The organism is Bacillus sp. FSL K6-1003, assembly GCF_037964945.1.
Taxonomy (GTDB): Bacteria; Bacillota; Bacilli; order Bacillales; family Bacillaceae; genus Bacillus; species Bacillus mojavensis.
Window position 1 is genome coordinate 2,534,070 of sequence record NZ_CP150176.1, and the last position, 22,620, is coordinate 2,556,689.

General features: G+C 40.6%; 27 protein-coding genes and 4 pseudogenes. 14 read left to right on the forward strand and 17 right to left on the reverse strand.

Annotated elements, in window-relative coordinates; translation table 11 throughout:
- Positions 1 to 6: 6 nt before the first annotated feature.
- On the reverse strand, positions 7 to 258 hold the full coding sequence (locus NSU16_RS13005; protein WP_339191089.1) for a hypothetical protein: 252 nt from the start codon (positions 256 to 258) through the stop codon (positions 7 to 9).
- A gap of 132 nt (positions 259 to 390) precedes the next feature.
- Here NSU16_RS13005 and NSU16_RS13010 point away from each other — a divergent pair, with 132 nt between their 5' ends.
- From NSU16_RS13010 to nikE, 7 genes are all read left to right on the forward strand, one after another.
- Positions 391 to 507: a YjcZ family sporulation protein gene (locus tag NSU16_RS13010; RefSeq protein ID WP_010335054.1), complete on the forward strand. Its 117-nt coding sequence runs from the start codon at positions 391 to 393 to the stop codon at positions 505 to 507.
- Positions 508 to 677: 170 nt separating this feature from the next.
- On the forward strand, positions 678 to 767 hold the full coding sequence (locus tag NSU16_RS13015; RefSeq protein ID WP_024122253.1) for a YjcZ family sporulation protein: 90 nt from the start codon (positions 678 to 680) through the stop codon (positions 765 to 767).
- A gap of 366 nt (positions 768 to 1,133) precedes the next feature.
- Positions 1,134 to 2,750: a nickel ABC transporter substrate-binding protein gene (gene nikA, locus NSU16_RS13020; protein ID WP_339191092.1), complete on the forward strand. Its 1,617-nt coding sequence runs from the start codon at positions 1,134 to 1,136 to the stop codon at positions 2,748 to 2,750.
- 9 nt (positions 2,751 to 2,759) lie between these two features.
- Positions 2,760 to 3,704, forward strand: coding sequence for a nickel ABC transporter permease subunit NikB (nikB, locus tag NSU16_RS13025; RefSeq protein ID WP_339191095.1), 945 nt, complete (start codon positions 2,760 to 2,762; stop codon positions 3,702 to 3,704).
- Positions 3,701 to 4,531, forward strand: a complete 831-nt coding sequence (gene nikC, locus NSU16_RS13030) for a nickel ABC transporter permease subunit NikC (protein WP_268505155.1) — start codon at positions 3,701 to 3,703, stop codon at positions 4,529 to 4,531. The genes nikB and nikC overlap by 4 nt, the downstream gene beginning before the upstream one ends.
- A gap of 18 nt (positions 4,532 to 4,549) precedes the next feature.
- Positions 4,550 to 5,377, forward strand: a complete 828-nt coding sequence (gene nikD, locus NSU16_RS13035; protein WP_339191098.1) for a nickel import ATP-binding protein NikD — start codon at positions 4,550 to 4,552, stop codon at positions 5,375 to 5,377.
- Positions 5,378 to 5,408: 31 nt separating this feature from the next.
- On the forward strand, positions 5,409 to 6,245 hold the full coding sequence (gene nikE, locus NSU16_RS13040; protein ID WP_326218055.1) for a nickel import ATP-binding protein NikE: 837 nt from the start codon (positions 5,409 to 5,411) through the stop codon (positions 6,243 to 6,245).
- 168 nt (positions 6,246 to 6,413) lie between these two features.
- Here the strand turns inward: nikE and NSU16_RS13045 are convergent, their stop codons facing one another.
- Together NSU16_RS13045 and NSU16_RS13050 are read right to left on the reverse strand one after the other, a co-directional pair.
- Positions 6,414 to 6,578: a hypothetical protein gene (locus tag NSU16_RS13045; protein WP_326218056.1), complete on the reverse strand. Its 165-nt coding sequence runs from the start codon at positions 6,576 to 6,578 to the stop codon at positions 6,414 to 6,416.
- A 298-nt stretch (positions 6,579 to 6,876) separates the two neighbouring features.
- Entirely contained in the window at positions 6,877 to 7,641 is a 765-nt protein-coding gene (locus tag NSU16_RS13050) for a metal-binding protein ZinT (RefSeq protein ID WP_339191101.1), read from the reverse strand.
- A 200-nt stretch (positions 7,642 to 7,841) separates the two neighbouring features.
- Here NSU16_RS13050 and NSU16_RS13055 point away from each other — a divergent pair.
- Positions 7,842 to 7,966: pseudogene (locus tag NSU16_RS13055) on the forward strand (hypothetical protein); the annotation flags it as partial.
- 99 nt (positions 7,967 to 8,065) lie between these two features.
- On the opposite strand, the gene NSU16_RS13060 reads toward NSU16_RS13055, so the two are convergent.
- From NSU16_RS13060 to NSU16_RS13075, 4 genes are all read right to left on the reverse strand, one after another.
- On the reverse strand, positions 8,066 to 8,422 hold the full coding sequence (locus tag NSU16_RS13060) for an SH3 domain-containing protein (protein ID WP_004398671.1): 357 nt from the start codon (positions 8,420 to 8,422) through the stop codon (positions 8,066 to 8,068).
- Between the two features lie 48 nt (positions 8,423 to 8,470).
- Positions 8,471 to 8,830, reverse strand: coding sequence for an SH3 domain-containing protein (locus NSU16_RS13065; protein WP_004399021.1), 360 nt, complete (start codon positions 8,828 to 8,830; stop codon positions 8,471 to 8,473).
- A gap of 272 nt (positions 8,831 to 9,102) precedes the next feature.
- Complete coding sequence (locus NSU16_RS13070) at positions 9,103 to 9,204, reverse strand: hypothetical protein (protein ID WP_251187865.1); 102 nt, start codon at positions 9,202 to 9,204, stop codon at positions 9,103 to 9,105.
- 142 nt (positions 9,205 to 9,346) lie between these two features.
- A complete protein-coding gene (locus NSU16_RS13075; RefSeq protein WP_015251599.1) occupies positions 9,347 to 9,733 on the reverse strand; it encodes a VOC family protein in 387 nt (128 codons plus the stop codon).
- A 274-nt stretch (positions 9,734 to 10,007) separates the two neighbouring features.
- Here NSU16_RS13075 and NSU16_RS13080 point away from each other — a divergent pair, with 274 nt between their 5' ends.
- The 3 genes and pseudogenes from NSU16_RS13080 to NSU16_RS13090 form a co-directional block, all read left to right on the forward strand.
- Complete coding sequence (locus NSU16_RS13080; RefSeq protein WP_339191103.1) at positions 10,008 to 10,253, forward strand: spore gernimation protein GerQ; 246 nt, start codon at positions 10,008 to 10,010, stop codon at positions 10,251 to 10,253.
- A 17-nt stretch (positions 10,254 to 10,270) separates the two neighbouring features.
- Positions 10,271 to 10,633 (forward strand): annotated as a pseudogene (locus tag NSU16_RS13085) (spore coat protein).
- 17 nt (positions 10,634 to 10,650) lie between these two features.
- Positions 10,651 to 11,361: pseudogene (locus NSU16_RS13090) on the forward strand (alcohol dehydrogenase catalytic domain-containing protein); the annotation flags it as partial.
- A 152-nt stretch (positions 11,362 to 11,513) separates the two neighbouring features.
- On the opposite strand, the gene NSU16_RS13095 reads toward NSU16_RS13090, so the two are convergent.
- Positions 11,514 to 12,167, reverse strand: coding sequence for a VOC family protein (locus NSU16_RS13095; protein WP_339191105.1), 654 nt, complete (start codon positions 12,165 to 12,167; stop codon positions 11,514 to 11,516).
- A 525-nt stretch (positions 12,168 to 12,692) separates the two neighbouring features.
- Positions 12,693 to 13,391 carry an aspartate/glutamate racemase family protein gene (locus NSU16_RS13100; protein WP_268450280.1) on the reverse strand — a complete coding sequence of 233 codons (699 nt, stop codon included), beginning with the start codon at positions 13,389 to 13,391 and terminating at the stop codon, positions 12,693 to 12,695.
- Between the two features lie 290 nt (positions 13,392 to 13,681).
- Here NSU16_RS13100 and NSU16_RS13105 point away from each other — a divergent pair, with 290 nt between their 5' ends.
- Positions 13,682 to 14,068: a CotD family spore coat protein gene (locus tag NSU16_RS13105; protein WP_339191107.1), complete on the forward strand. Its 387-nt coding sequence runs from the start codon at positions 13,682 to 13,684 to the stop codon at positions 14,066 to 14,068.
- 200 nt (positions 14,069 to 14,268) lie between these two features.
- Here the strand turns inward: NSU16_RS13105 and NSU16_RS13110 are convergent, their stop codons facing one another.
- From NSU16_RS13110 to NSU16_RS13120, 3 genes and pseudogenes are all read right to left on the reverse strand, one after another.
- The gene (locus NSU16_RS13110; RefSeq protein WP_268505160.1) at positions 14,269 to 14,547 is read right to left on the reverse strand and encodes an HPr family phosphocarrier protein; all 279 of its coding nucleotides are present in this window, start codon (positions 14,545 to 14,547) and stop codon (positions 14,269 to 14,271) included.
- A 141-nt stretch (positions 14,548 to 14,688) separates the two neighbouring features.
- Positions 14,689 to 14,876: pseudogene (locus NSU16_RS13115) on the reverse strand (aldo/keto reductase); the annotation flags it as partial.
- Between the two features lie 70 nt (positions 14,877 to 14,946).
- The gene (locus tag NSU16_RS13120) at positions 14,947 to 15,351 is read right to left on the reverse strand and encodes a MerR family transcriptional regulator (protein ID WP_010335066.1); all 405 of its coding nucleotides are present in this window, start codon (positions 15,349 to 15,351) and stop codon (positions 14,947 to 14,949) included.
- A gap of 464 nt (positions 15,352 to 15,815) precedes the next feature.
- On the opposite strand from NSU16_RS13120, the gene NSU16_RS13125 reads away from it, so the two are divergent.
- Both NSU16_RS13125 and yraA read left to right on the forward strand, forming a co-directional pair.
- Positions 15,816 to 16,865, forward strand: coding sequence for an NAD(P)-dependent alcohol dehydrogenase (locus tag NSU16_RS13125; RefSeq protein ID WP_229146712.1), 1,050 nt, complete (start codon positions 15,816 to 15,818; stop codon positions 16,863 to 16,865).
- A 310-nt stretch (positions 16,866 to 17,175) separates the two neighbouring features.
- Entirely contained in the window at positions 17,176 to 17,685 is a 510-nt protein-coding gene (yraA, locus tag NSU16_RS13130) for a cysteine protease YraA (RefSeq protein WP_010335069.1), read from the forward strand.
- A 104-nt stretch (positions 17,686 to 17,789) separates the two neighbouring features.
- Here yraA and NSU16_RS13135 read toward each other — a convergent pair whose 3' ends face one another.
- The 5 genes from NSU16_RS13135 to levD all read right to left on the reverse strand — a co-directional run bounded on the left by NSU16_RS13135 (position 17,790) and on the right by levD (position 22,572).
- Positions 17,790 to 19,838, reverse strand: a complete 2,049-nt coding sequence (locus NSU16_RS13135; RefSeq protein ID WP_339191110.1) for a GH32 C-terminal domain-containing protein — start codon at positions 19,836 to 19,838, stop codon at positions 17,790 to 17,792.
- Between the two features lie 137 nt (positions 19,839 to 19,975).
- A complete protein-coding gene (levG, locus tag NSU16_RS13140; protein WP_024122268.1) occupies positions 19,976 to 20,803 on the reverse strand; it encodes a PTS fructose transporter subunit IID in 828 nt (275 codons plus the stop codon).
- A 20-nt stretch (positions 20,804 to 20,823) separates the two neighbouring features.
- On the reverse strand, positions 20,824 to 21,627 hold the full coding sequence (gene levF / locus NSU16_RS13145) for a PTS fructose transporter subunit IIC (protein WP_339192691.1): 804 nt from the start codon (positions 21,625 to 21,627) through the stop codon (positions 20,824 to 20,826).
- A gap of 4 nt (positions 21,628 to 21,631) precedes the next feature.
- The gene (locus NSU16_RS13150) at positions 21,632 to 22,132 is read right to left on the reverse strand and encodes a mannose/fructose/sorbose PTS transporter subunit IIB (protein WP_339192692.1); all 501 of its coding nucleotides are present in this window, start codon (positions 22,130 to 22,132) and stop codon (positions 21,632 to 21,634) included.
- Positions 22,132 to 22,572: a PTS fructose transporter subunit IIA gene (gene levD, locus NSU16_RS13155; RefSeq protein WP_326203133.1), complete on the reverse strand. Its 441-nt coding sequence runs from the start codon at positions 22,570 to 22,572 to the stop codon at positions 22,132 to 22,134. Before levD ends, NSU16_RS13150 begins: the two co-directional genes overlap by 1 nt.
- Positions 22,573 to 22,620 lie beyond the last annotated feature (48 nt).

The window sequence follows — 22,620 nt, forward strand, 5'->3', positions numbered from 1 at the left end:
TGCCGTCTATATCGGTATTGTTTGCTCCTTTATCTTGGTTGCCGCCAGTACTTTTTGAATTTGTGTTACCTTCCCCTCTCTCGTTGGGCCCTTCACTTTGAAAATGCCAGACGGCAGCGTATAAGACGTTTTTTTGCTGCTTGGGCTTAATGGTTTTTTTCTTGCCGCACTTGTTTGGCTTGAGCCTGATTTCCCGTCCGACGCCTTCCATTCTGCTTCTATGGCAGCCTTAACTCTGGCAAGATCCGATGTGGACAATACTTGCCTAACAATGATCTCTATTTCAATTTAGACTAAAGTATCATTTTAAAATTCATTTCAACTAGCATCCCTTTCAAAGGAACTCGACCCGCATATCATGTACTATCCTTTTTTACTGGAGGTGGACATATGGGATACTCAAATGGTTGTGGTAGCTCCTTCGCATTAATCGTGGTGCTATTCATCTTACTAATCATTGTTGGAGCAGCTTTCTTCGGAGGCTATCCAGAAGGCGTTCCTATTTAACCGATATGCAGGAGTACCACCCTGTTCTGTTTGACGCCATAAGAAACTTTTATGGCGTTTAAATTTGTTTTTTAGACAAAAAATTCATTTTTTCTTATTTAGACGTCAATCTATGTCGAAAACTATCGTTTGGCATATCTTATACTATCCTCACTAAAGGAGGTGGCAATATGTCTAATGGTTACGGTAGTTCCTTCGCGTTAATCGTGGTGTTATTCATCTTGTTAATCATTGTCGGAGCAGCTTTCTTTAGATATTAAGTTAAATCTAGACTAACTCCTCCCGTAGCAGCACCTCCCTGTTCGGCTAAACGCCATAAGAAATCTTTATGGCGTTTTGTAATGTGATTAACTCCTTATCCTGATGTTTCTGTACCAGGGAAATATAAATTACAAATCTTCATCTTTCTGAAACTCTATGAGCTTTTTTAAAACGTCCACAGTTTTACCTTACATCATTCATATTGATCCAGAGCCATTTTATACGCTCAGCTGAAGTTATATAGTGTAGCAATATAAAACAAGAACATCGGGTTCCAAAACAATACCTATATTCTTACATTGACAAGGGTATGCTGCCTCCTTAAAATGAAAATGATTATCAACGTCAATTAGGGGGAAATACAGATGCTTAGCGGGAAGATTCGTTTGAAAATTAAATTTACTTTCGTATCGATACTCATCTTTTCTATTTTATTAGCAGGATGTACAAATGCAGGACCAACAGAGAAGAAAGCTCCTCACAATATGGTCACAATTGCTTGGCCTAGAGATATAGGAGAAATAAACCCACATGTCTATAATCCTTCCCAATTGTTTACGCAGTCAATGGTGTACGAGCCTTTGGTCTCTTATGAAGCGGGCGGAAAGCTTAAACCGCATTTGGCTGAGTCTTGGGATATATCTCATGACGGCAAAGTGTATACGTTTCATTTGCGTAAGAATGTAACATTTTCTGATGGGACAACATTTAATGCAAAAATCGTGAAAAAGAATTTTGACTCCATTTTAAAACATCCTGAGTTACATAGCTGGTTAGGGTTTATTACAAAAATAGCTCAAACAAAAGTGATCGATAATCATACATTTCAATTGACACTGACTGAATCATATTATCCAACCATTCAGGAGCTTGCAGTTGTACGGCCTGTTCGGTTTTTAGGTGAGGCTGGGTTCCCTAAGGATGGCGATACATCAAAAGGTGTAGCAAAACCGGTCGGGACGGGCCCATGGGTATTGGAAGAGCATAAAACCGATGAATATGCGATTTTTAAACGCAATGAAAATTATTGGGGTGAAAAGCCTAAAGTCGAGAAAATCAAGGTGAAAGTCATCCCAGATGCAGAAACAAGAGTACTTGCATTTGAAAAAGGTGAACTGGACTTAATTTACGGTGAAGGCGTCATCAGTTTGGATGCATATAAGCAGCTGCAATCGACAGGTCAATATGAAACAAGCCTTTCCGAACCGGTGGCGACGAGACAGCTTGTCATGAATACAAAAAAAGAACAGCTTTCTGATGAACGTGTTCGCCAAGCCCTGCACTATGGTTTTAATAAAGACGCCATGGTGGAAGGCATTACCTCCGGATTAGAAGAAAAAGCAGATTATATTTTGCCGACAACCTTACCATACACGTCTGATATTGATGTAAAGCCAGTGAAATATGATGCGGAAAAAGCGGGAGCGTTATTAGATGCAGCAGGCTGGAAGCTTCCGAATGGCAAGACGGTGCGAGAGAAAGACGGAAAGCCTCTTGAATTTAGTTTAATGTATGATTCAGCGGAATCCATTCAAAAAGCAATGGCAGAAACGCTGCAAGCAGAGTGGGCAGCGATCGGGGTGAAGTTGAATCTTGAAGGAGTAGAATTGGCGACTCAGGTTAAACGGTTCAAAGCGAATGAATTTGATATGAACTTCTTTAGCAACTATGGCGCACCTTATGATCCGCATACCTTTGTAAACATTGTCGCGTCAAAAGGATTTGGATTTAATGAAGCGATTTCGGCATATCCAAACAAGAATGAGCTATTGAAGCAGATGGCAAAAGTTCCTGAAACAACTGATAAAAAAGAGCGTCAACATCTTTACTCATCTATTTTAACATCCCTTCAAGATCAGGGAGCCATCGTTCCGATCTCTTATATAAAAAAGACAGCGATCTACCAAAAGAATATTACAGACTTTACTTTCCCTGCCAACCGTGATGAACATCCATTTACAGGTATTCGCATTAAGCAGTAGGAGGCTTTTATGGGCATCTATATATTGAAACGAATCATGTCCATCATACCAGTGTTTCTTTTAGCTACAATTCTGACAACTGGAATGATTCAACTCTCACCGGTTGACCCGGCTGAAGCGTATGTAGCCGCAGCGCATATCCAGCCAACCGATGACATCCTAGAGCAAAAAAGACATGAGTTTGGCTTAGATCAACCATTCTTTATTCAATATGTAAACTCTATTTTGAAGAAATGCCAATTCGATTTCGGCATTTCTTATGTTTCGAATAAGCCGGTTTGGGACGAGGTTACACTCCGAATGCCAGCAACGATCGAACTGGCGCTTGGTAGTTTATTGATCGCGGTGGTTGTCAGTGTGCCTCTCGGCTTCTTTGCGGGAATGAAAAGAAATCGCGCAATTGATCATATCAGTCGCTTCATTTCCTTTTTCGGGGCATCCATTCCGACTTTTTGGTTAGGATATATGTTGGTTTTTTTCTTTTCAGTTCAATTAGATCTTTTTCCAGTAGAAGGATTTGGGACATGGCAGCACCTCGTACTGCCGTCATTGACGCTGGCGCTTCCTTTAATTGCAATGTATACAAGACTTTTGCGCGCCAGTGTTATAGAAAACCTGCAAGAACCATATGTACAATACGCAAAAATCAGAGGCTTGAAGAATAAAAGCATTATGGCTAAGCATGTATTGAAAATGGCCATTTCTCCGATGATTACAGGCCTAGGAATGAATCTTGGCAAACTTCTCACCGGAACCATTATTGTTGAAGTGGTTTTTTCTTGGCCTGGCTTTGGCCGTTATTTTATTGAGGCCATTTTCAATCGTGACATCCCTGTCATTCAATGCTATGTGTTCATAGCCGCCACATTTTTTATATTGAGTAGCTTAATCGTTGATCTCATTCAAATGTATATTGATCCGCGCATTTCCAGGAAAGAAGGGCAGTATCGATGATCACAAGCATACGCATGATATGTAAAAGTCAAAAAGTGATAACGGCATGTATTATCATATTATCAATTCTATTTCTCATCGCTGTATTTGCCCCTTGGATTGCGCCGAATAACCCTGTTGCTGTTCATTTGGCATATAAGCTGCACCCTCCATCCTTGGAATTCCCTTTAGGAACTGATCATTTAGGAAGATGCAACTTATCCCGCCTTTTGTACGGAACACGAATTTCTTTGGGATTTGCAGTGCTCATTTTTATTTCCTCACTTGTGATCGGTCTCATCGTCGGTACGATTTCGGGATATAAAGGCGGATGGATTGATCATCTGTTAATGAGATGTTGTGATGGTGTGATGGCCTTTCCGAACTTAATTTTAGTTCTTGGTCTAGTGGGCATATTCGGACCTGGACTTCCTCAAGTCATTCTTGCCCTCATGCTTGTGCAATGGGTCTATTATGCGAGAATCTTTAGAGGAATGGTGCTTAGTCTGAAAGAGGAGAACTTTATAAAAGCCGCACAAATCAATGGGTCATCACAATGGAAGATTCTGAAAAAACATATCATACCTAATGTGCTCCCTCCCCTCGTTGTCATGGGTACATTGGAAATGGGCTGGGCCATTATGGACATATCCGCTATGTCGTTTCTTGGATTAGGCGTCCAGCCACCGGCTGCGGAATGGGGAGCGATGATTCATGAAGGTAAATCGTATATCCGGACGAACCCTGAGTTGATGATTTATCCAGGGATGATGATCATGATTGTGGTTGTAACGTTCAATTTATTGGGCGAGAGCTTATCAGAAAGATACGGAGTCAAACGTCGATGATAAAAAGGAATGAGGAAGTTGGGAACAGAACAATCACCGGTGCTGCAAGTTAGAGATTTGCATGTACAGGCCAAAACGCACAAAGGAATTTCTACTCTAGTGCAAGACGTCAATTTCGAACTGAGGCGCGGTCAAGTCCTTGGCCTGATTGGTGAGAGCGGATGTGGAAAAACAGTAACAGGCATGTCCATTCTTCAGATGCTAGATCAGAAAACAACCAAGGTGAAAGGAAGCATTTCACTCCTAGGCCGAGAATTAAACGGATTGGCAGATAAAGAAATGCGCAAAATACGCGGCAAAGAAATTGCCTATATTATGCAAAATCCGATGAACGCTTTTACACCCGTTTTTACGATTGGTCATCAAATGATTGAAACGATTCGCTCTCATACGTCTTTTAACAAAAAGCAGGCAAAGGAGCTTGCAATCGAAGCGTTGCATAATGTGAGCTTATCCAATCCTATTAAACTTTTAAAATCTTACCCTTTTCAATTAAGCGGCGGAATGCTTCAACGGGTGATGATTGCAACTGCTGTATGCTTACATCCAAGCATTCTCATTGCGGATGAGCCCACAACCGCACTAGACGTAAATAATCAGAAGACCGTGCTGAAACATTTAGACGCCATGCGCTCTGAATGCGGAACGGCGATTTTGCTTATATCTCATGATCTGGGCGTCATTGCTGAAATGGCGGATGAAGTCGCTGTGATGCAGAAAGGAAGAATCGCAGAAAAAGCAGATGTGTTTCAGCTGTTTGATGCACCAAAGCATGAATATACAAAGAAGCTATTAGGGGCACGTTTGACATTGCCAATTGATGAACGTGCCATTGGGTCAATTTGACGAAAGAGCGGCATTTTAATGAGGTGAACAAGTGAGTTTATTACAAGTGAAAGAAGTCTCTCATCGTTATGCTGAGCGTTCATTATTCAAATGGAAATTTCAATCTAAACAAGTCCTATCTGATGTCAGCTTTTCGATTGAGAAGGGTACATGCTTAGGCTTGATTGGGCCAAGTGGAGCCGGTAAGAGTACATTGGGGAAAGTGTTGCTTGGTTTAGAACGGCCGCAATCAGGTCAAATCCTTTTTCAAGGCCATGATATGTATAGCGTAGATAAATCGATCCGGCGAAAAATCCGCCGTGACCTTCAAGCTGTCTTTCAAGATTCATACTCGTCCGTCAACCCGCGAATGACGGCGGAACAGATTATTGCAGAACCATTAGAAAACTATGAAACCCTCACTGCGGCGGAACAAAGACGAACCATTATCGAGTTGTTGGAAAGAGTAGGCCTAAGTGAAAATGATTTAACAAAATATCCGCACCAATTCAGCGGCGGGCAATTGCAGCGGATCAATATCGCCAGAGCAATTTCGCTCAAACCGAAACTGATCGTTTTAGACGAATCAGTCAGCAGTCTGGACATGGTTACCCAAACGCTTATACTCGATTTGTTAAAAGAGCTCAAAGAAGAATTTGGGTTATCGTATTTTTTTATTACGCATGATTTGAAAGCCGCTTATCAATTGAGTGACACATTAGGTGTACTAGATAACGGAAAATTAGTTGAGCTATACGAGTCCAAACTTCAGTTCTTTGCATCAGACCATCCAGCAGTAAAAGAAATGAGAAGCTCCATACTTGCAGAACACCCGCGCTTTCGTTCGATAGGAAGAGGAACGACGCTACAAGAAGAAAGGCGCGTGTAGATATATAGCATTTCCGGTTACATCGTTTTTTCATGATATTTGCTTTAACGAGCACGGCATGTCTCTTGTTGTTCAAAGCATGGAGTGCTGATATCAATAGAACGGTTGCACCGTTAACTGCTTTCAACTCACGGCTACTCATGCCACATTTTAACCAATGTTCCTGCTTTAAATATGACATTGAAAAAGAACCGCTGGCTTTAAACCATTGGTTCTTTTTCTCTTACTGTTTTTGCTTTCGTTATTGTGTTCGCATAACATACACTCACAGAACTTTGAAATAATACCAGAGAAAATAAAGCCACTACCAAGTGCTTCTTCATCTTTAGTCATTTCATTTTTTCCTCATACTCTCCCCTACTCTTCACCCTATCTCCAAAAAGCTTTTACCCAACCGTTAAGTTATTACGTATCTTAACTTTGTTAATGAGCCGTCAATCCCGTTGCGAAGAGAAAGAAACGGATAAAAACGAAAGTGGGCAAAAAAGCTGCTGACGAGGAGTCAGCAGCTAAAGGTATTTAAACATTCAAACTCCATAAAGGACTAAGCTTGTTTTTCCCCATTTTATCAATTTTCCACAGTGAAAAAATAACCGTTTGGAATAGAAATGCATGGTATGTTCCTCTTCATTTAATGCGCCATCATATCATGAGCAATATCGTGTCCGTCCATTTCTGACGGGTAGTAGGTAGGCCAGTTTTTCACTTCATCAAGTAAAGCTTCACGGTCCTCACCCCAATACAGATGGTAATGGCTAGCTTTAGTCGGGTAGATACTGTGATCGCTAAACTGAATATACTGAGGAAGTCCTTCAGCTTTTTTAGCTAGTTTAAATATGTATCTTACCCCTCTATTGCCCGCATCATATGTTAGAATTTCATACCCGTCATACGTATACTTACCTGAATATTCTTTTCCATTTTTGAAGAACGATACAGTATCTTTTTGGATTACAATACGGTCAACATCTGTTTTATACCCTTTTTTATAATACTCTTTATATTCTTCAGCTGTCTTGTCACCTTCATGTTTTGATTTATATGAAAATACTTCGTCCAGAGTGCCATCTTGCAGGTATGGATATACAGATTGCCAGTCTCCTTCCCAATCAGAAAGTGAACGATCCTTTACTTGGCTGTTTTTAAAATAGCCTTCATGAATTTTTTCTGTCTCTTCATCATGTGTATGACTATGACTATGGCTATGATTATGATCGTGATCATGAGATTCTGATGTTTGCTCTTGCGTGTTAGAAGAGTTTTCTTCACCTGCTGAGGGTGATGTTGCTGTTTTATTAGACTCACCTTTAGATGAACCTGAAGTCTGACATCCTGCCAATATTAGTAATAAACCAATCATAAATATCCCTAATCTCTTTGCAAATAAAATTTTCATTACAACACTCCTTTTCTCAAACCGAAATAATTACGATTTGTATTATACAATTATCTTGTTCAAAAATCAAAGGGAAAATGCTCCTAATCTCGCTTGAATGTTGCCGGGAGCAGATGGCAATGGCGATTTCATTAGAATCCTACTTTGTTAATCAGATATTCTTTTAAAATGCGAAAATCTATGATAGTCCATGAGCAGAGATTTGTTGTGAAGTACACCTTTTTAGGAGAACAGGATTGCGGGTCAGCCGTTTATGTTTAGGTGGGTCGATACAGATGAAAAGACCGAGTTCCATATTATGGATGAAGCGCTCGATAGCGGCATTCCACTAATGCAGGTGCGGAAGACATAATAATAGCAAAAACCATACCAATATTGTTGGTATGGTTTCTCTTGAAGAGACTCTATTGTACGAATTATATAGCTAGTTGCATTTGTAACCGACAGGGCCGTCTGAGCCTGTGTAGACATATGTGTCAGAAACATATCCAATGTTCACGACACCACGTGAATCTTTCCACTGGATTTGATCCCAAATATTACTCGTTCCATACTTTCCGGTAACAGTCGTCCCATAAGCGTAACAATAGTAAGGAACACGTGAACCGCTAGGAATGGAAAGCATAATAGGATAGTTTGTACCTGGACCGCTGCGCATATTTACAGGCGCACCGCTGCTTGTTGAGACAGTAAAGTACTGAACGGCAAGTGCTTGACTGGAAAAAATGAATAATGATGCGATCATCACGGTTAACATACTCAGCATTTTCAGTTTAGTCAATGTCATCCCTCTTTCTTCAATTTCTTCATTTTAAGAACGATACATATGCTACCAGCTGCATTTAGGAACTACCGGGCCGTCTGAGCCTGTATACATATATGTATCAGAGACAAATCCAGGAACGATCTCCCCGCTGGCAAGCGTCCGTTCTGTGTAGTTCCAAATATTACTCGTTCCATACTTTCCAGTTACAGTTGTACCGGTTTTGTAGCAGTAGATCGGGATGCGGGTTCCGCTCGGAATAGTAGTCACAATCCCCCAACTTGTACCCGGGCCGCTGCGCATATTGACAGGAGCACCACTGCTTGTTGAAACCGTATAATACTGAGCTGCAAGTGCATGGCTAGAAAAAATGAACACAGATGCAATCATCACCGTTAGCATACTTAGCCTCTTTAGCTTATTCACCTTATACCCTCCCCTTATAAATGCCGTACGTTTTGACTTTCTTACATCCAGTTAAGGATTTACTTTCAGATACCATGCCCCCTCCCCTCCCATATATTTATCAATGTACCATAAACTAGATCTTTCAAAAGTGGAATTATTCCTATGTTTTCGACAATTAAGGATACAAAATAAATGGTAGTCAGGCTTGATACTGATGGTGTGTTAAATTTGGCTTTTAATCATTTATCCAGTCAGTAATCACGATTGACAATTAGGAAAAAGGACATGGATCAAGCGGTTTCGTGCCCACCAATTAACTCAATCAGTGTACTGCTGCCTTGTATCCACGCTTCTCCTCGATTCATGGATACTCCACCTTTTTCACCAATCAAAAACGGACACCAAACAAATCAGCGTAAATGCTGCAAGTTCAGTGTCCGCAACCTATTATGACTTTGCTTTCTTTTACTAGGGCGTATAAAAATGATGAGGTACGTTATCAAACGTTATTCTATGATTTTGCGAGTCGAAAAATCATAACATTTTATATATTTCAATCAGATTATGATCTGGATCTCTGAAGTGAGCAACTCGGGCACTCCATTCCTTGCGATCATGCGGTTTATTCACACATTTAACTCCTTTTTCGTGTAAATCGTCATATGTTTTATCAACATCTTCTACCTTAAACTGAAGCAAAAATTTTGATTGAGCTTCTCCTTCCAAGGACTTTTTTTCCTCTCCAACGATTTCAGCCATCGTTTCTCGAGATAAAAGCTCTATTTTCGTTTCCCCATTATCAAAGAGTGCATATTCCATTTCATTCTCTAACCAACTTATCGGAAGTCCTAATGAATCTTTGTAAAACTCGACGCTTTTCTTAAAATCATTCACCAAAAGTCTAATTTGTAACAGCTTCATATCGAGTGCCTCCTATAAACCATACTTTTTACTGGTCATCCAATTTAATGATACAAAAGGAAACCTGACAGCACTATGTCAAGTTTACATAAATAAATTTCCATACTTCACCTTATTTCAGATTTAAGTGCAGTTTATTCCATGTCATAAGAAATGTACGCTAACGAGCAAAAACAGCGATTCTTAAAACAAAAAATGATACCGAGTGTACTTTCTGTAAGCTTCAACGTCATTTCCAGGAAATGTAACGTTGATAAAAGGAGGTTACATCAATATGGATCATCAAACATTGGCAGCTCACGAGGCTGTTGACTTACATGAAATCGTGAACTTTAAAACACTTTGTATAGCGAAATCAAAGTTAATGCAATGGCTTTTGTTTGACCAAGAACTGAAGGATTTGATGCAAAAAGATGTGCAGCAATCCATTCAAGACCTTACTGAATTACAGGCGGTGTATGAGCGTGTCTCATTTCAGGCCCCTGTCCCTCAAAGCCGCCCAACGCCAATCATCAATTGAAAGGAAGGTAAGCCTCTTTGAATTATTTAGACCCCATTAATTCGCTGAATGTGCCTGAACTAGCAGACACTACATTCGCGATGGATTTTCTTATACGAGCTAAGGAAGGCGTAAGGAATACTGCTGTAGCTTTGACAGAAACCGCTTCACCAGATGTAAGAGCTTTGCTGCGGAAACAGCTGATGCAAGGAATTGCGATGCACCAAGAGATTACGGAACTATGATCAGCAAAAAATGGTTCCATCCATATGAGTTGAAGCGAACAGTATAAGCTGGATCAGCTCTCTGCAAAAAACACGATCATGGTCGGCAATATGAACCTCTTTCCTGATGAAACAAATCGCAAAGGGATGTTTGACCGGACACCTGATGAACACTAACACTGGAGGTTTTAAGCATGAAGGCAGTAACGTATCAAGGCACTAAAAATGTTGTTGTCAAAGATGTCCCCGATCCAAAGATTGAAAAATCCGATGACATGATTATCAAAGTCACCAGTACAGCCATTTGCGGATCAGATTTACACTTAATCCATGGATTCATTCCTAATATGCATGAAGACTATGTCATCGGCCATGAACCGATGGGAATTGTTGAAGAAGTTGGGCCAGGGGTTACAAAGGTAAAAAAAGGTGACCGCGTCATTATCCCTTTTACGATCGCCTGTGGGGAATGCTTTTTTTGTAAAAACCAGCTGGAAAGCCAATGTGATCAGTCTAATGACAATGGGGAAATGGGTGCTTATTTCGGCTATTCAGGGCAAACTGGCGGTTATCCAGGCGGGCAAGCCGAATATTTAAGAGTGCCGTTTGCAAATTTCACCCATTTTAAAATCCCTGAATCTTGTGAGGAACCCGATGAGAAATTATGCGTGATTGCCGATGCCATGACCACCGGCTTTTGGAGTGTGGACAATGCCAGCGTAAAAGACGGCGATACAGTTATCTTTCTCGGCTGCGGACCAGTCGGCCTGGTTGCTCAAAAGTTTTGTTGGCTAAAAGGCGCAAAACGTGTCATAGCAGTTGACTATGTAAACTATCGCTTACAGCATGCGAAACGTACAAACAAAGTAGAAATCGTTAATTTTGAAGACCATGAGAATACAGGTATTGATCATATTACCATCAAACAGGTATATGAGAAGTGCCATTATTACTGAATTTTCCGACAGAAGAGAGGATAAAATTTGGGAATATAGGGATGACAATGCAAGCAAAAATAATGCATGAAAGATATGTCACACACCAATTAAAAGCTTGATTACTCATCAAAATTTTTGATGATCCCTCGGTCAGTTTCAATCATAAGTGGTGCATCTATACCGTATTTATCCGAGAATATCCACCTTCTTCCGACAGGACCTAATAAAATATAGACTCCCTCTTCATACTCCCCCATGAAATGTAAATGACTTTTTGAAAAAGGTTCATCATTTCTTTGCCGAATTCCCAACTTTAAAAGGTAATCAAAACATTCTTCAACATGATTTGTAGATAAACCAATCTCGCTTATCCCTATTACATTGTCGGGCGTGAATTCTTTTGACCTCGTTTCCGGAGAGGTTTCTAATCGAGAAATAAACTCAACAATATTACCTGCTGGATCTTCAAAATATATCGATCTTGCCTTTGCATTTGCAAAATATACTTCATCATCACCATTTTCTTCAAGTAAATTAACCTTCTTTTTCAGCCATTCTTTAGCTTCTGCGAAAATATTCGAATGGATATTAAACGCAAAATGATAGTAATAGCGATTCACTTCGTCTTGATGCAAGGTTAAAATGCTTTCTCCCACTTGAAATGTGGCTAATGTATCAGTTAACGCCAGCCTTTTAAATTGAAGGATATCTTTATAAAAGCTTACAGTTTGATTAAAATGAGAAACAAATATTTCAAGATTTTTTATTTTCATTATTCACACCCCCTCTCTTAATATATCTAAAATGAGAAACAAATTCTTTCTACATTTAGCTTATTTAATCTACATCATTAGACTGAAAAATAAAGAACTACATAAATTTGTTTTTCATTATTATTCATTAGCTTTAAGGATGGATGAAATGAATCACCTTGGTTTTTTATTTCAAAAATCTGTAACAGCTGAAGTAAGGTCATCATCAATCTATGCCTAGGCATAGGCTTCAGGATTGTCATCTGATTCCTGAACTCGTCACCCGTGTCATGTCTAAAACTGGATAGGTATACCGTTTAGTATATAAGAACAGATATACTCACCTCACTACGCAATTGTTTTCAAAGTCTATCTATTGTGTTAGTGAGACCTTGCTGCGTCTTCAATATCTTCAAACACAATTTTCAGTGGAAAGGATCATAATATTATCACCCCTATAAAGAGCCTCCTATTTTATGACTTGTATAAACATAATAAAAAAACCGCTCTTAAAAAACGGTTTTAGAGTATAGGAAGGAACTGATTCTAAGATGAAATCGAAAGAGATTTATTCACTGCTTCTCGAGCATGGATTAAGGTTGTATCAAATATTGGCACTTTGAAATCTTCAGCTTTTACTAGTAATCCAATTTCAGTACATCCGAGAATTATTCCCTCCGCTCCTCTATTCATCAAATTATTTATGATGGTGTGATAAATGTTTTTCGATGACTGTTTAATTTCACCCAAACATAGTTCTTGATAGATAATATTATTTATTAATTCTCTTTCATTATCATTAGGCACAATAATATTAATGCCATGAGTCTCAATACGAGTTTTATAAAAATTTTGCTCCATTGTATATTTGGTACCTAGTAATCCTGCTGAACGAATATCTTGTCTGTTCATTTGAGCAGCAGTTGCATCGGCAATATGTAAAATAGGTATTGTGATCATTGCTTGGATATAACTAATTACTTTGTGCATAGTGTTTGTGCATATTACAATAAAATCTGCTCCGGCTTTTTCTAATGATCTTGCTGCTTCCCCCAAGGTTTTACCAGCTTTATTCCAAGCTCCTTCTGATTGAAAGTGTTCAATCTCTTTAAAATTAACACTGTACAAAAGACACTTTGCCGAATGTAACCCCCCTAACTTCTTTTTTATTTCCTCATTGATAATTCGATAGTACTCAGCCGACGACTCCCAACTCATTCCGCCAATAAGACCAATCGTTTTCATAGCCCACCTCGATTTAAAATTCGAAATATTATTAGTATTTTAATATATAAGTCATTTTAATACCAGGACTGCTATTATCAATTATAAAATGATTGATTGGTCTTCCAGGCCCGTAGCTACGGTGGAAATATAATTAAAATGATAGAAAACTATGCCCCTTTCTTGTCATGTGTATCGAAATCCTAAAATAATAGCGGATTTTTTATAATATGAGTTTCTTGTCTAGGACAACCTTTTTTCTTCATCATAACTTATATTGTAAGACAAGATTTTTTGAGAGGGTGATTTTGATGAGCTGCAACAACGGTGGGTTTAGAACTGTGGACGAATTCATGTTCGGCTCTCGTCGCGGGAATAACGGTACCAATAGCTTCAATGGCTTCAATGGTTTTAATGGGGGTAACGGAGGTAATGGAGGTAATGGAGGTAACGGAGGCAACAATGTAGAAACAATTGTTTCTCCCACAAGAAATGTTGTAAATACGACTACCAATGAACGTACTGTTAGACGTGTTCAGCCTACTCATATTGTTAATGTTAATAGAAATGTTACAAGAGTAGAAAATTATTATCCAGTGACACAATCTGTAGAGAATGAAAATATCGTTGAGGAATATGATTGTGGAAGTGACTTAAGAAATCCATGCTGTAAACCAGTAAAAAGATGCAATAGGTAATCATTCAGTAAAGATTCATTTTAGGCATCCTTATGGATGCCTTTTTTATTACCCTATCCTTTCCAATTATAAGATTTCGGCTTTAAAATAAGAGAAATGAGTTGTTTCTTTAAAGATAGACATTTAACAAAACGCTCCTATAAAAAATAGGGACTTGGAGCGAGTCCCTGAAAATGATAAAAAAAGAGAGGTTTTCTACCTCATTTCTTTGTGAACTTGTTTTTTTGCAAATGATCTTCTATCACTTGTAAAGCCTGTTTCTCGTCAACGCCATTAGCTCTTACCCTAATGTGGGTATTAGGTTTAATTCCTAGTGACATCACATCAATGAGGGACTTGGGTGTATTTTTCAGATCGACAGCTTGCCCTTGATATTCAAGATATATACTGGAGCTAAATTGACAAGCCGCACGTACTAACAAGGCCGCTGCACGTGCGAAGCCTGTACTCGCGATCATTGTAAACTGTTTTTCTATCATTCTCCCTGCTCCTTAGGCCTGAGAATTCCTTGAAGAATTGGAATAGGCCAGTTTTTATCATACGCCCTCTATTCTTTCTCTCAATCCGAAACATAGTATCTTGTTGATTTCCAGCAATATCGTTTTCGAGCACAATAAATGATGACCAACTATTCGGTGAGGTACATATGGTTCTTCTAGAAACCTAACTTCTTGAGTCGTCAATTTAACTGCAAGAGCATCTACGGCATCTTCAAGGTGTGACATTTTCGTAGCACCGTTACAGGCTCTTTCTGCAGCAGCCAGGCAAACGCGATATGGATACGGGGAACACCGCGTTTTTCCGCGATTTCCCCTGCTCTTTTATGATAAATGTTAACAAAGAAGGAATTGTTTCATTCATTCTAGCCTTACTTGCACTTATCCATGAAAACTTTCCATTTTGGGTCTGCTTTTGAGTTTGTCCTCATTTTCGCGCAGTTTCCCATCATAATCCTCAATTTTTTTATTTAATCTTTTTATTGTTTCATCAATTTCTCTCCGCTTTTCTATCAATCGCTGTCTTTCGTCCGCCAGGATATTTTTGCGGGCTTCTACTGTTCGGTCTCCTTCAGTAAATAACGTTGTATATTCAATTAACGCGTCTATCGTTAGTCCAGCATTTCGCATGCATTTGATGAATTCAACCCATTTGATATCTTCTTCACCATAATCGCGGATGCCGCTTTCTTTTCGTTTTACCGGCGGGATCAATCCAACACGTTCATAATAGCGGAGCGTTGCGGCTGTTAGGCCAAACTGCTTTGCCACTTGCGTAATATTCATATTTTTCACCTCTTTATCCTGCTGTTTTTGAAGATAACACTTAAAGTTCACTTTAAGTCAAGAAGAAACAAATTGAAACTGCTGACGTATTTCTCAATCTCATTCTTCAGGAGATGTCGAGAATATTCCGCCGCACGCAAAACATTGGCATGGCGCAACTAAAGACAGTGGGTGTGTGCATATAGCCATTACTTCTGGAGAGGCGGACCTGTTCATGATGAATGGTATGATACATGATAAAACGAACGCATCGAGTCAATTGATTCGATGCGTTCGTTTTATTTGATCGATCATACAGAATTTAATACTTAATTGTTTACTCTTATACTTTTATAAAAATATGTTTCTTAAAAAACTCTTGCCTTAAAGTGGACTTCAAGGTTTAAAGTGATGTTGAACACACCTGACAAACATCAAGTGACATGTTCTTATCTGGAAACTGACTATATGAAAGGAAGGTCTGTATGTGTAATCATCATAAAACTCGTGTATTAAGCGTACCAAATGCTAAAGCGAAATTTGAACAGACTACAATTGAAAGAAGAGAATTACGGGCGCACGACGTCTTAATCGACATTAAATTCAGCGGTATTTGCCATTCCGATATCCACAGTGCGTTCGATGAATGGGGCGGAGGAATTTTTCCAATGGTTCCCGGTCACGAAATCGCCGGAGTTGTGGAGGCTGTCGGAGCAGAAGTCACAAAATTCGCTGTCGGAGATCGCGTTGGCGTCGGCTGTTTTGTTGACTCCTGCGGAGAATGCGAATACTGCCTCAGTGGTGAGGAACAGTTCTGCACTAAAGGTGTTGTCCAAACTTATAATTCACTGGACTATGATGGAAATCCGACGTATGGCGGGTACAGCCAAAAAATCGTTGTCACTGACAGGTTCGTTGTTCGGATACCGGACAGTTTGGAGCTGGATGTCGCCAGCCCTCTATTGTGTGCAGGGATTACAACATACTCCCCTCTAAAACACTGGAACGTCGGCCCAGGGAAAAAGGTTGCGATTGTAGGAGTTGGCGGGCTTGGTCATTTGGCGATTCAATTTGCGCATGCTTTGGGTGCAGAGGTAACCGTCCTGAGCCGCTCTATGAATAAGAAAGAGGAAGCTCTTGAACTAGGGGCAGACCATTACTATGCAACCAGTAATCAAGCTACATTTACTGAATTGGCCGGGCGTTTTGACGTAATCTTAAATACAGTATCCGCGAACCTTGATGTAGATGCCTATTTATCAATGCTTCGGATAGACGGAACCCTTGTGAATGTAGGGGCACCGGCCGAGCCGGACAAATATAGTGTATTCTCTTTAATCATGGGCCGCCGCAGCCTAGCGGGTTCTCTTGTCGGCGGAATTCCAGAAACACAAGAGATGCTTGATTTCGCTGCTCAGCATGGCATTGCACCTAAAATTGAGGTGATTCGTGCCGATCAAGTGGATGAAGCATATGAGCGTGTTCTTCGCAGTGATGTACGCTACCGATTCGTTATTGATATGTCTACATTATAAATCGGAATAGTTGTAAAAGGTGGGGGTAGCCATACTATTTTTTGTTTATTGCACTCCGCTCCACAGGACGTGAAAGTCATACCAAAAAGTCTACTTATAAAAAAAGAAACAGGTTGAGAAGATGCTTTCCTTCTGCTTCGTTTTGGCGGCAATTTTACCAAATTGTGATAAATGATATAAAAACCATAAAACCTATAAAGCAACGCCTTCGCAGGACTCCTGCGAAGAACATCTGACAAGCAAATATTTTGAAGGAAGATGTACCTGCCTGTTATTCTATGGTATATAAGATTTCATAGGAGGTATAAATATGAGCAAAAAAATCGCTGTTCTCGTTACAGACCAATTCGAAGATATTGAATATACAAGTCCGGTAAAGGCATACGAAGAAGCTGGGCATAGCGTCGTAGCCATTGATTTGGAAGCGGGCAAGGAAGTTACCGGTAAACATGGCGAGAGAGTGAAGATTGACAAAGCGATCTCCGATGTAGATGCTAGTGAATTCGATGCCCTATTGATTCCTGGAGGATTTTCCCCAGATTTGCTTCGCGGAGATGACCGCCCAGGTGAGTTTGCAAAAGCATTCGTAGAAAATGAGAAACCTGTTTTCGCTATTTGCCACGGCCCGCAGGTACTCATTGATACGGATCTTCTGAAAGGCAAAGACATCACTGGCTACCGCAGCATTCGCAAAGACTTGATCAATGCCGGTGCAAACTACAAAGACGAAGAAGTAGTCGTTAGCCACAACATTGTAACAAGCAGAACACCTGATGATTTGGAAGCATTTAACCGCGAATCATTGAAACTGTTGAAATAACACAAAGGCACAGACGGTTTGAGTCTGTGCCTTTTTTATAGAGAAGTGTATTAGGTCTTCTCTAATCACAAGTCCTTTGATTCAAGTATCATCTTTTCAATTCTTTATCTTCTGACATCCAAGCTTCCCGCGTTGACATTCTGGAAGGCTGCTGTTGCATCCCAAACGTTCAAGCCAAATTGGCCTTCTGAGAATGCAGAATCCTCAGCATCTATCACCAGACGGTCATCCAAATATATTTTAAAGTGAGTGCCTTGAGCCACAGTTTTCAGATGATACTTTTTATTTATATCTATCGGTGTTTTATATTCAGCAATAACAGTGGCAACACCATCCTCAAATTTAAAAAATTTCACCAGATCATGTTTCGCATCCACATTGGCTACATAACCATTTTGTGCATCTTTGTCTGAACGAAACACAAGAGCTCCTGCCCCTTTTCCGTTCCCATCTTTAACTGTAATGTCAGATTCATAGGTGGAATCTGCTCCAGATGCTGAAGACATAATGAAGGAATCGCCGTCTGATCGTCCTTGTTTTCCATCAATTGTGTCAGCCCACGTACCGTTTACAGTTGTCCAGCCAGTCAAATTGGATATAAACGGTGACGCTCCCCATACTTTATTTAAAGGATGAATCGTTAGGGAGTTTACCTTAATACGGCCATTAACAGCATATAATTCAAGACCTTTGCTTGATCGATCTGGAAGAATGATGTCAGTCAACACCTGCTGTCCGTCATTGCCAAATACTTCGACTGAAGAGCGGTCAACAAAAATACGCATTTTTATCTTTCCATTTACCGGCTTCAGCGGAGCTGCTTGTTTCCCAGTGTTAAAGGTTGGATTGAAGGTGACATTTCCGGATTGGCTTCGGTCAACGAACAGTTTGCCGCTCTTTTGATGGTAGCCGACTTTTGTATATTGATGTCTCCCTGTTCGAACCTTAAAACCAAATTCAGAAGCCGAACCTGGGTTCACTTGAAACTCTGCATTCATTTCATAAGCATCTCCAGATAGGCCCGCCAATACATTACTGCTCTCTGGCGATATGCTCTTATTTTTCCACTCATGTGAGGCCCCCCGGATGGATTGCAGCTCTGTTACTGGTGTTTGAATGACTCTGACCCCTTTAGAGAACGCTTTCAATTTTACTTCTCTTGGAATAGTCATTGCACTTCTCCATGGAGATGTAGGAACATCGTTGGCATATTGCCAATTGCTCATCCACCCTAGCCAAAGCCGCCGTCCGTCTGAAGATGGTGTATCAGACCAAGAAACAGCTGCATAAAAGTCTTTACCGTAGTCGGTCCATAATATTTTGTCTGGGGGGTTTTCGTTCTTAAAAGTTGTTCCATCGAAACTCCCTACAAAATATTGCATGCCTGATCCTCCTGAAACCGCACCGTTTCCGACACTGACTTGCATCACCCATTTCTTTTGTTTCGGATTGCCGTCTACAGGAAGCTCAAATAAATCCGGGCATTCCCATACGCCTCCATGACTACCTTGTCCTTGCCCAAACTCACTTGCATATGTCCACCGCTTCAAGTTTTTCGATGTATAAATGAGAATTCGGTCACCAGCTGCCAGCACCATCACCCACTTTTTATCTTTTTCGTACCAAAACACTTTCGGATCGCGAAAGTCTTTTTTTCCCGGGTTAGGAATGACCGGATTACCTGAGTATTTCGTCCACGTTCTTCCTTTATCATTACTATAGGCGATGCTTTGCACTTGGCCGTCTTCGTGATCCTGCGTATATATAGAGACAAGCGGCTTCTCCTTTCCGGTTTGAAAACCGCTTGTATTATTCCAATCGACCACTGCGCTCCCGGAAAAAATCGTGCCTTTTTCATCTGGTGACAGCGCTATAGGGAGATGCTTCCAATGAACTAAATCCTTGCTTACTGCATGGCCCCAATGCATTGGCCCCCATTGCAGACCATATGGATGATGCTGATAAAACAAATGATACTCCCCTGCATAATAAACCATTCCGTTTGGATCATTCATCCAGTTTGCCTCTGGTGTAAAGTGATATTGAGGACGGTAATCCTCATCATAGTAGCTTGAATCGGCTGCACTTACTGGTAGTGTCATAGTAAACAGCATGGTGAACAGGATCACGACTTGAATAAGCTTCTTTTTCATTCTGATTCTCTCCTCTCTAACATTTGAACACATTCAAGAGAGACAACTGCACGAGTGGATCCGTGATAAAAGCTGTATTAAATGATGAAGAGGTTATGAGAAAGACTGCAGGTTCTCCCCTTTTTACCTGTTAGCGCTTATGCCAGAAATCCAGCCCAATAGCCAAGAATACCGATCACAAATATGCCAACAATAATAAGGAGCGGATTTACTCCTTTTCGCAGCATCCATGCCACTAATAAAGTCAATCCTAAAGGCAGCACCCCCGGCATAATGCTGTCTAAAATATTTTGCACGGTTTGAACGTCAACTTTTCCGTTATCATCTTTAATTCTTGAAACAACGATTGGGATGTTGATGGTGGTCCACTTGGAGACCAAAGCTCCCATCACAAATAACCCGAGGATGGATGCACCTTCTGTCAGTTTTTGAATACGATTCCCTGCTAAATCCTGCAAAATCTCCATCCCTTTTACATAGCCGTACTTTAAACCGTAATATTTTGTGGTTAATCTGATGGCATTCAACAGAAAAAAGAACAGCAGAGGACCGGCAATGTTTCCGCCTAAAGCAAGAGAAGCCCCTAAAGCAGCCAATACGGGACGTACGGTTCCCCAGAAAATAGGGTCACCCACACCCGCTATCGGACCCATTAAACCGATTTTCATCCCGCTTATTGCTTTCCCGTCAATTCCTTTATTGTTTGCCATTTCTTCTTCCATGGCAGCTGTCACCCCAAATATGGGTGCGGACAGCCACGGATGTGTATTAAACCATTCCAAGTGCCGCTGCAATGCTGCGTTTCTTTTCGCTCCCGGACCGTACAATTTTTTGATCGCCGGTATCATCACATAGCAATATCCCATTGCCTGCACTCGTTCAAAGTTAAATGAGCCGAGCAAGAAATTCGAACGGATAAACATACTGAAAATGTCTTTTTTCGTTAATCTTTTTTCTTTCTCCATTTTTCATCCCCCCTCGTTCTTTATGCATCAAGATCATCATCATCATAGACAGCGGCATTGCTGCCGTCTGCGGCTGCGGCGACTGCTCCGTGTGCGCTATGTTTTTGCATAACCTGCTGATATAAAAGTGCCAGACAAAGGCCGAGAGCGCCAAACCCTACTAAATTGAAATCGGTAAACGCTGCCAACAAAAAACCAATATAGAAAAACGGCTTCAGATAAGGGATATTCATCATATTGATCACCATGGCATACCCCACAACAACAATGATGCCTCCGCCTATTTGCAACCCTTTGGTAATGACTTCCGGAATATTTCCCAAGAACGCCTGAACAGCGCTCACACTGATTAAGGCCACAATCAAAGTCGGTATCATGACACGCAGCGCTTGAAACACCATAGCGGTAATATGCATAATTTCAATTCCTTTGATATTTCCCTCCCTCGCATATTTATCAGCACGGTGAATGAAAAAGACAGTAATTGTTCGGACAAAAATAGTAAGCGCTTGACCTGCAGCTGCCAAAGCAACAGCGACGGCAATGCCTTCACCAATGCCTTGATCAGCGGTAATCACCAAAATGGTTGAAATCACAGAGGCAATAGCTGTATCCGGTGCCATGGCAAGGCCGACATTCATCCAGCCCAGCGCCATCAACTCCAGCGTTCCTCCTAAGATAATTCCTGTTTTCAGATCACCCAGCACCAGGCCAACCAACGTGCAGGCAATCAGCGGACGGTGTGTTTGTCCTTCATCCAATACACTTGCTATACCTGTAATGGCTGCAATGAGTAACAACAAAATAATTTGTATTGACGTCATCATCTCATCCCCTTGATGATTTTGTTACATTTCTTAAAATCTCCAAAAAGTCTTCGCTGGCATCAGAAGGCAACTGCCTCAATTCCAGTGTGACGCCTAATTCATTTAATAATTCAAACGCCTCTATATCCTTTTCCGTTACGCTGACTGATTTGGTGATTTGCCGGCGATTATTCTCAAAACGCATACCTCCGACATTTACGGTTTTGATAGGGACGCCTGCTTCTATGAGAGATACAACATCGGATGGGTTTTCAAACAAGAGCATCGCCGTTACCCCTTCGTAGCGCGGACTATGAAACGCCTTTGCCATTTTAGAAACTGATACGGCACTCGCCTTTACATTGGAAGGAGCAACCGAAAGGATCAGGGTTTTTCTCATTTCATCCTGCGCAACATCAGCTGACACCACGATGATTCGGTCTGCTGCATGGACTTTAATCCATCTTGTCAGGATTTGTCCGTGAATAAAGCGGTCATCAATTCTTGCCAATGTAATGTTCATCATAGTTCATCCTCTCTTTTTTCTTCGCTGACTGTTTTCACTTTTTCTAAATGTTCACTGCAAACTTGGAAGCTTTGCTGGCTCATTTTTTTTAAGTGATTCAGCAATTCTTTGAGTTTCATGTGTTCTCTTAGGCTTAATACCTCCAGTACGATCGGCAGGTTAATGCCGGCAGCCATATCCATCCTTTGATCCTTAACGATAAAGGAAGCAGCTGCGTTATACGGTGTACCTCCAAAAATATCAACTAAAAAAAGCACCTCATTTTCTTTCGGTATATCCTGAAGCGTCTGATGATATTTTTCTTGCAGCGTTTGGATGCCCTCTCCTTTAAAAAACGGAACCGCTATCAAATGATTTTCTTCCCCGAATATCATGCCTGAAGACTCTTTTAATGCTATGGGAAAGTCCCCATGCCCGCTAATAATGACTGAAATCATAACACGTTTGCTCCTTTCCTTTTTCATACACCCATTTATAATGCAAGT